The sequence below is a fragment of the Bacteroides sp. CAG:633 genome, assembly GCF_000435115.1.
GTDB classification, from domain to species: domain Bacteria; phylum Bacteroidota; class Bacteroidia; order Bacteroidales; family Bacteroidaceae; genus Bacteroides; species Bacteroides ndongoniae.
In genome coordinates, this window is the sequence record NZ_FR883074.1 from 19,502 (window position 1) to 27,164 (window position 7,663).

7 protein-coding genes are annotated in these 7,663 nt (G+C 48.0%); 3 read left to right on the plus strand and 4 right to left on the minus strand.

All coding sequences use genetic code 11. The annotated features are described in order from the left end of the window. The 3 genes from QVP67_RS08505 to QVP67_RS08515 form a co-directional block, all read left to right on the plus strand. Positions 1–1,206: hypothetical protein (locus QVP67_RS08505; RefSeq protein ID WP_288180044.1), on the plus strand; the 1,206-nt coding region annotated here is incomplete at its 5' end. A gap of 29 nt (positions 1,207–1,235) precedes the next feature. Continuing rightward, entirely contained in the window at positions 1,236–2,948 is a 1,713-nt protein-coding gene (locus QVP67_RS08510; protein ID WP_022163145.1) for a M64 family metallopeptidase, read from the plus strand. A 127-nt stretch (positions 2,949–3,075) separates the two neighbouring features. Then, positions 3,076–4,281 (plus strand): hypothetical protein, encoded by a 1,206-nt coding sequence (locus tag QVP67_RS08515; RefSeq protein ID WP_288180045.1) that lies wholly within the window; start codon positions 3,076–3,078, stop codon positions 4,279–4,281. A 78-nt stretch (positions 4,282–4,359) separates the two neighbouring features. On the opposite strand, the gene miaA is transcribed toward QVP67_RS08515, so the two are convergent. The 4 genes from miaA to QVP67_RS08535 all read right to left on the minus strand — a co-directional run. Beyond that, positions 4,360–5,343 (minus strand): tRNA (adenosine(37)-N6)-dimethylallyltransferase MiaA, encoded by a 984-nt coding sequence (gene miaA, locus QVP67_RS08520; RefSeq protein WP_022163147.1) that lies wholly within the window; start codon positions 5,341–5,343, stop codon positions 4,360–4,362. A 33-nt stretch (positions 5,344–5,376) separates the two neighbouring features. Continuing rightward, positions 5,377–5,940, minus strand: coding sequence for an IS1096 element passenger TnpR family protein (locus QVP67_RS08525; RefSeq protein ID WP_022163148.1), 564 nt, complete (start codon positions 5,938–5,940; stop codon positions 5,377–5,379). Between the two features lie 15 nt (positions 5,941–5,955). Then, a complete protein-coding gene (gene lpxA, locus QVP67_RS08530; protein ID WP_022163149.1) occupies positions 5,956–6,732 on the minus strand; it encodes an acyl-ACP--UDP-N-acetylglucosamine O-acyltransferase in 777 nt (258 codons plus the stop codon). Between the two features lie 99 nt (positions 6,733–6,831). Further along, a partial coding sequence (locus QVP67_RS08535) for a bifunctional UDP-3-O-[3-hydroxymyristoyl] N-acetylglucosamine deacetylase/3-hydroxyacyl-ACP dehydratase (RefSeq protein WP_288180046.1) occupies positions 6,832–7,663 on the minus strand: 832 nt, incomplete at its 5' end.

Here is a 7,663-nt window from a genome sequence, read left to right on the forward strand (position 1 = left end):
TCGTGTGATGATTCTTCTGACGAAGGAGGAACAGTTACAACCCCAAAAATCATTCAAAGCGAAGAGATTTTGGATAACCCTATTACGCTGGCCTTTTCGTGGGAGGCTGTAGAAAATGCGGTTGAATATACCTATCAGCTGGAGGCTGTGAAGGAATCCGAGAACGAAGTTATTGTAACTGGCAAGACAAAGAGCCTGAACGTAGAGATTGCCAGTACGAAAGAAGCCGAACTGTTTTATTCATCTGAATATTTATTCACTTTGAAGGCCGTTTCATCGGATGCATCGGTGGTATCTGAACCGGCAGAAGCACGTGTGACCACCAGCAGTGGTCCGATTGCATTGTCTATCGAGAACCTGACTTACCGCTCGGCTCTGATGAAGGCAGTGCCCGAAGACAAGGACATGTACTATCAGCTGGCACAGATTCCTGTCGAAACGTATACAGCCTATGATTCGGATATGGAGTTTATCGAAGGTTACGACTTCGGTTATTATAAGAAGTTGGGCTCTTCCATGCCTTGGATACCTTGGTACGGCTTTATGCAGGAAGGTTCGGATAAGGGAGACACTGAGTACGAAACCCGTATGCTGAAGCCTAATCAGAATTATCTTATGTATGCTTACGGTGTGGAATTCGACATGAAAAATGACGATGATCCTGTCAAGATCGTGACTCCGATGATCAAGTACTTCTTTACAACTCCGGAATGGAAGGCTACGAGCAATGGTACATTCACGTTGAGTGTAGAAAACCAAGAATTGGTAGAAGTTGCTGAAGGAGATTCTATCGTTAACATCAAGCTGAAAGTGACTCCTTCGAATGCCAGCGAGAGATATTATATCGCATTTGTTGAAAACAGCACGTTGAAAGACGACTATACCATGTATGACTTTGCTTTCGATGCCATTTATTCGGAAGAAATCTATGGTGGCGTAGAAGACTGGGGAACAGCTGAAATATTGTCTTCGGGCGAGAAAGTGCTTGCTTCCATGGATTATGGATGGGGCATTTATCCAGGAACAGACTATAAGATACTGGTATTTGGTGTAGACAACAAAGGCTTGGTTACTACAGAAATTGCAAGCATTGACTGCACTACGATTGGTAACGCTGCAACGAAGAACGTTGTACGTGCTGCCGGTGCTATACAGAAGAATTTCAAGGCAACGAAAGCTCCTGTAAGCGTGATTGATAGAATGTAATTTCCCTGTAAATTCAAATCTCTATTGACATGAAAAAGCTATATTATCTGTCTCTGTTTTTTCTTTGCTCGCTGTTCGTTGCTTCTTGTTCGGACGACGACAACGAAAACTTGCCGGACATTTCGGTAACGTCTTCGGTGGATAATATCATGCTGCCGGCAGCTAAGAACGCGCAGTATACCATCGAATTTGTAGCCGGTTCGAACTGGAAAGCCGAAACCAATGTAGAGTGGGCTACCGTATCGCCCCGTTCGGGTAATGCAGGTGAAGTGAAAATTTCGCTGATTGCGAAGGAATCCAATAATACCGGTCTGGATCGCTCCGGAGTACTGAAATTGACCGGAGCCAACGGAACTCCCGTAGAAATTGCTTTCACCCAGTTTACTTCGGATGTTGTCCTCTTGAAACAGGCCAAATTTGATGTGCCCTGCGAAGGACAGGACCTGGCACTGGAATTTGCTACAAACGTGGATGGTAAGTACAAACTGATGGTTTATTCCAATGTTAGCAGCTGGATTAAGCCTATCAAGGCACCCGAATCGCGTGCTTTGACCGAAGGAGCTTTCGAAATTCGGGTACTTCCCAACGAGACACGTGATGTACGCGAAGCTACCTTCCAGATATATATCGTTGACAAGAACAACACAGACAATGTGCTGATGGAATCAGAAAAAATCTACATCCGTCAGGAAGGTGAGCCGGTAGAAACTTCGACCGATTATTCGGCTGACAAACAGGTAAAAGTATTGCAGTCACACTCGAAAGGCAATGGTGTACCTATCGTCATTATGGGTGATGGCTTTGTGGATAAAGAAATTGCCGAAGGTTACTACGATCAGGTGATGGACAAGGCTGTGGAAAACCTCTTTACGGAGGAGCCTCTGCGCTCGTTGCGCGAATATTTCGATATCTGGTCGGTGACGGCAGTTTCCAAGAACAATGCTTTCGGTGAAGGATACAGCACCGTTTTCGAATCGGTACTCGCAGGAAACGGTAGTTCGGCTATCTCTGGAAACATGGAGAAAGTTCTCGAATATGCTTCTGTTGTTGACGAGCTGAAAAACCTGGAAAAGATGGAAGAGACTTTGGCGATTGTGTTGCTTAACACCAGTGTGTATGCCGGTACTACTAACATCGGTTATCGGTTGAACGGCGACGAAATGTCTGAGCTTGCCATTGCTTACTGTCCGGTGATAGAGAATCTGGAAAGCGAAACTTTCCGTCAGGTGCTTTGCCACGAGAGTATGGGACATGGTCTGGCTAAGCTGCTCGACGAGTATTCTTACCAGACAATGGGCGAAATACCATTGACACAGGTCAGTGCGTATCGTGAGTTCCAGTCCTATGGATGGGCCATGAACGTAGACTTTACCGGCGACAAGGACAAGATTCTTTGGAAGCACTTCCTTCAGGATCCCCGTTATCAGGGAGTGGATGCCTTTGGTGAAGAGTTGGGCGCATACGAAGGTGCCTGCACCTACTGGACTGGCGCATGGCGTCCGACCAACGAAAGTATGATGCGCAATAACATCAATGGCTTTAACGCTCCTTCACGCGAAGCCATCTATAAGCGTGTCATGTCTACCGCCTATGGCGATTCGTGGACGTACGATTACGAAACGTTTGTAGAGTTCGACCAGGCTCACTTGCCGCAACCGATGACACGTAGCGCAGCCAGCGTGAAACCGCTGAAGCCGCTGCCTGCTCCGCGCTTTGTGAACAAGACGGTCTGGATAAACTAAACAGAACTCAGGTATATTAATTGAAGAAGAGAAGGGTGTGCATTGAAATATGCATGCCCTTTTTCTTTCTGGCATTGAAAACTTCTTTATCTTTGCCGGGTGTGCATATTGTATTTTCTTTTTGTATATGAAGAATTTTGTTTTCTTGTTGGTAGGGCTTTGGGGCCTGATACTTCCTGCTCTGGCCTGTACTTCTGCCGTTGTGTCGGGACGTGCTACGCCCGACGGACGCCCTTTGCTGTGGAAACACCGTGATACGGATTTCCTGAAGAATCATGTAGAGTTTGTCCGTGGGGAGAAGTTCGACTTCATTGCTGTGGTAAACAGTGAGGATTTCCACCGGAAGCGGGAGGCGTGGATCGGCACCAATTCGGCGGGATTTGCATTGATGAATACACAGAGTTATAATCTGGTAGAGGTGAAGGACGGTGAGGAGCGCGGTGAGGCTAACGGACGTGCCATTTACCGGGCATTGGAAATTTGTGCTACGGTGGATGATTTCCGTCACTATCTTGACACACTTGCAAAGCCCAGCAGGATAGAAGCCAATTTCGGCGTAATCGATGCACAGGGCGGAGCGATGATGTTCGAGGTGGATTACTACACGTATAAGATATACGATGCCAATGATCCAGAGGTGGCACCTGCGGGCTATGTAGCCCGTACCAACTTTTCTGTTTCGGGACAGTACGGACCGGGAGCAGGCGTGGTGCGTTATCAGGAAGCAGTCCGTGTGCTCGATCCCTTGGCTGCCAGTCATTCGATTACTCCCCGGCGTATATTCAACGACCTGGCACGTTCGTTCCACAATTGTGTGTTGGGCATCGACTTGCGTCGTCCGCCATTTACGGGGACAGGAGCTTCGGGATGGTTTGTCGATCAGGATTTCATTTCGCGCAGCAGCACTTCGTGTTCGGTGGTGGTGCAGGGAGTGAAACCGGATGAGTCAGCCTCATTAACCACCATGTGGACTGTGTTGGGCTATCCGCCTACGGGTGTAGCCGTTCCGTTGTGGGTAGACGAAACATTGCCACCGATGGTTTGCATGGACAATAGTCTGGGCACTTCACCTCTGTCTTATGAATCGTTGCAGCTGAAGGATAAAGTTTTCAGCCTGAAGGTTGGCATGGGCAGCGAACGTTACATACACTGGGCATTGCTATACAACGAAAAAGGAGATGGCTATATGCAACGGCTGGCTCCTGTAGAGGAGGAAAACTTCCGGCTGACGGAGTCTTTGTTGGAGCAGTGGCGCCGCAAAAACAAGGTGGAGCGGGAAGAAATGCAAGCTCTCTATCGCAAGTTGGGCAAGTCGATGGATTTACTAAACTAGTTGACGAGGCTATAGGCCACAAGGCTTTTTTAAACTCATCACCTCGTCCCCTCGTTAACTTGTCAACTCGTCAACTTGTCACTTCATCATCTGTGAGCGAAGATATGCCAGTATCTCCGTTTCCTGTTCGGGATGAAACCAGCGGATATCCGTGTCGCGCTTGAACCAGGTCATCTGTTTGCGGGAGTAGATGCGGGAATTCTGCTTGATTTTCTCTACGGCAAAGTCCAGTGTCCATTCGCCGTCCAGGTACTTGAAAAGTTCTTTGTAGCCCACGGTGTTCAGCGAGTTGTAGTCCTTATGGGCATAGACGCTGCGGGCTTCTTCCAGCAGTCCGTCGGCCATCATCTGGTCGACACGGCGGTTGATGCGGTCGTAGAGTTCTTCACGATCCCGGGTCAGACCCACCTTGACAATGCGGAAGGGACGTTGTTTAGTCTGCCGGGTGCGGAAGGAAGTATAAGTCTTGCCCGTCATGTAGCAGATTTCGAGGGCGTGGATGACACGTTTGGGATTCTTCCGATCCACAATCTGGTAGTATTCCGGATCGAGCAGGCGGAGCTCGTCACACAGGCGTTCGAGTCCTTCTTCTTCGTAACGGCGGAGCATCAGCGAGCGTGTTTCGCTATCGACGGTGGGGATGTCATCGATGCCTTTGCAGACAGCGTCAACGTACATCATGGAGCCTCCGGTCAGTACTACGGTGTCTTTTTCCTTAAACAGGGTTTCGAGCAGTTTTATGACTTCGGCTTCGTATTGAGCGGCACTGTAGTAGTCGGTCAGTCCCAGTGTACCCACAAAATAGTGTTTCACCCGTTGTAGCTGTTCTTCGGTTGGGGCTGCTGTGCCGATTTTCAGGTCGGCATACAGTTGTCGTGAGTCAGCCGAAATGATGCACGTGTTGAACGCTTCGGCCAGCCGGAGACTAAGTTCCGTCTTGCCAACACCGGTAGGTCCTATGAGTACAATGAGGGTCAAGGGAATGAAAAAATGAAGAATTAAGAATGAAAATAAAGAATAAAGAATGAAGAATTGCAGCTTGTGGATAAATTCTTCATTCATCCGCAAAGCAGAAATTCTTCATTCTTCATTTTTTTAGTATCTGTCTTCGTCGTAAGGATTGCCTCCTCCGCCTTCGTCGAAGCCACCAAAACCATCTTTGTCGAAGTCTTCCATGTCGAAGTCCTGATCGCCATAGAAGTTCTCGTCGAGGTCGAGGGCAGCACTGTTCTTGGCTTCGAACTCGTTGAAGTCGATAGTCTGTTTGGGTGCATCGCCTTCGCTCTTGGTACATTTGGCACCTTTAATGGTCTTGCCGGTGATGATTTCAGTAAGTTCGATGAAGAAGCAACGTTCGGTCATGTAGTCGAATACGTACAGCAGTTTCTGCTTTTCGTCTTCTACCAGTTCGCTGATGCGGGTGTCCTTCATCACCCAGCTGTCTATTTCCGGATTGTCATCCATTTCTTCCAGGGTGACTTCCTTTTCCTTTTCCCAGTCTTCATCGCAGATAAAGAACGAGGTCATCTGGTCGTTGGTATATCCGGTCGATTTCAATATTGCTTCGTGGAAGTCGTAGAAAGTTGCTTCCGGGTCAATCTGTATTTCTCTGACAAAGTCCTCCACCTCATCGGAGATGATAGTAAATCTGTAGATCATAATAGGTACTTGTTATTATTTTCCGCCGGGGATGATGCCGCGGGCTGATTCGCGTATAAAGGTTACGATGTAATTGATTTCGGGTGTCATTTCCATTTCCTCCTCGATCTTCTTCAGGGCATCGGTGGTATTCAGTCCGCTCTGATAGATGATGCGGTAGGCATTGTGGATCTGTTCGATGGTTTCGTTCGAGAAACCGCGACGACGCAGGCCTACAATGTTCAAGCCTGCATAGCAGATAGGCTCACGACCGGCAATGATGTAAGGAGGAATGTCTTTGCTGAAACGGCATCCGCCCTGTATCATTCCATATCCGCCTACACGGCAGAACTGGTGCATCAGTACGTTGGCGCTGATGATGGAGTTGTCGTCAATGATTATCTCACCGGCCATCTTGGTAGAGTTTCCGATGATACAGCCGTTTCCGATGATGGAATCATGGGCAACGTGTACTCCTTCCATCAGCAGGTTGTTACTGCCTACAACAGTCTTTCCTTTGGCTGCTGTACCACGGTTAATGGTTACGTTTTCGCGGATCAGGTTGTTGTCTCCGATTTCGGCTGTCGTTTCTTCGCCTCTGAATTTCAAATCTTGAGGGACTGCACCAATCACGGCTCCCGGGAAAATGGTATTTCCGTTGCCGATGCGGCTTCCGTACATAATGTTGGCATTGGCCATAATTTTGTTATTATCGCCGATTACCACATTCTTGTCGATGAATACGAAAGGGGCAATCTCTACGTTTTCCCCGATTTTTGCTTCGGGATGGATATACGCTAAGGGACTGATCATAATATGAATGAAGAATTAAGAATAAAGAATGAAGATTTCTGTTTGCACACCGGAACATGTCACAATAGATTCTTCATTCTTCATTCTCCATTATTAATTTTATTTGTTCTTTACTATTTGCGCCATGAATTCGGCTTCGCAAACTACCTTTTCTCCAACAAATACATATCCTTTCATGGTCGAAACACCACGACGGATGGGGGCCAACAGCTCTACACGGAATATCAGTGTGTCGCCGGGTACAACTTTCTGACGGAATTTTACACCGTCTATTTTCATAAAATAAGTAGAGTAGCGTTCTGGCTCGTCTACCGAGTTCAATACCAGCAGACCACCAGTCTGTGCCATTGCTTCTATCTGCAGCACACCCGGCATGACGGGTTCTTGCGGGAAGTGACCCTGGAAGAACGGTTCGTTGGAGGTCACATTCTTTACACCTACAATGTAATTGGCACCGATTTCGATCACTTTGTCCACCAGTTGCATGGGGTAGCGGTGAGGCAAAAGTTCGCGAATGCGGTTTACGTCCATGATGGGAGCGCGGTTGCAGTCGTACGAAGGTGCCTGAATTTCGTGCAGGCGGATCTCTTTACGCATCTGGCGGGCAAACTTGTTGTTGATGGTATGTCCCGGACGGGTAGCGATGATACGTCCTTTGATGGGCTTTCCGATCAAGGCCAGGTCACCGATGACGTCGAGCAATTTATGGCGTGCACATTCGTTGGGCCACACCAGCGGTTTGTGGTTGATGTATCCCAGCTGTTTGGCATCCATGTGAGGAACTCCCATTACATCGGCCAGTTTGTCGAAGCTTTCCTGTGACATTTCGCGTTCGTAGATGACAATGGCGTTGTCCAGGTCGCCTCCTTTGATGAGGCCTGCCTGAAGCAGCGGCTCAATTTCGCGTACGAAGACAAAAGTACGGCTGGCA

What these genes read in the sequence shown, in the direction of transcription:
- lpxA (WP_022163149.1), bottom strand. Translation starts at nt 6,732, where the DNA reads ATGATCAGTCCCTTAGCGTATATCCATCCCGAAGCAAAAATCGGGGAA.
- QVP67_RS08525 (WP_022163148.1), bottom strand. Translation starts at nt 5,940, where the DNA reads ATGATCTACAGATTTACTATCATCTCCGATGAGGTGGAGGACTTTGTC.
- miaA (WP_022163147.1), bottom strand. Translation starts at nt 5,343, where the DNA reads ATGAATGAAGAATTTATCCACAAGCTGCAATTCTTCATTCTTTATTCT.
- QVP67_RS08515 (WP_288180045.1), top strand. Translation starts at nt 3,076, where the DNA reads ATGAAGAATTTTGTTTTCTTGTTGGTAGGGCTTTGGGGCCTGATACTT.
- QVP67_RS08510 (WP_022163145.1), top strand. Translation starts at nt 1,236, where the DNA reads ATGAAAAAGCTATATTATCTGTCTCTGTTTTTTCTTTGCTCGCTGTTC.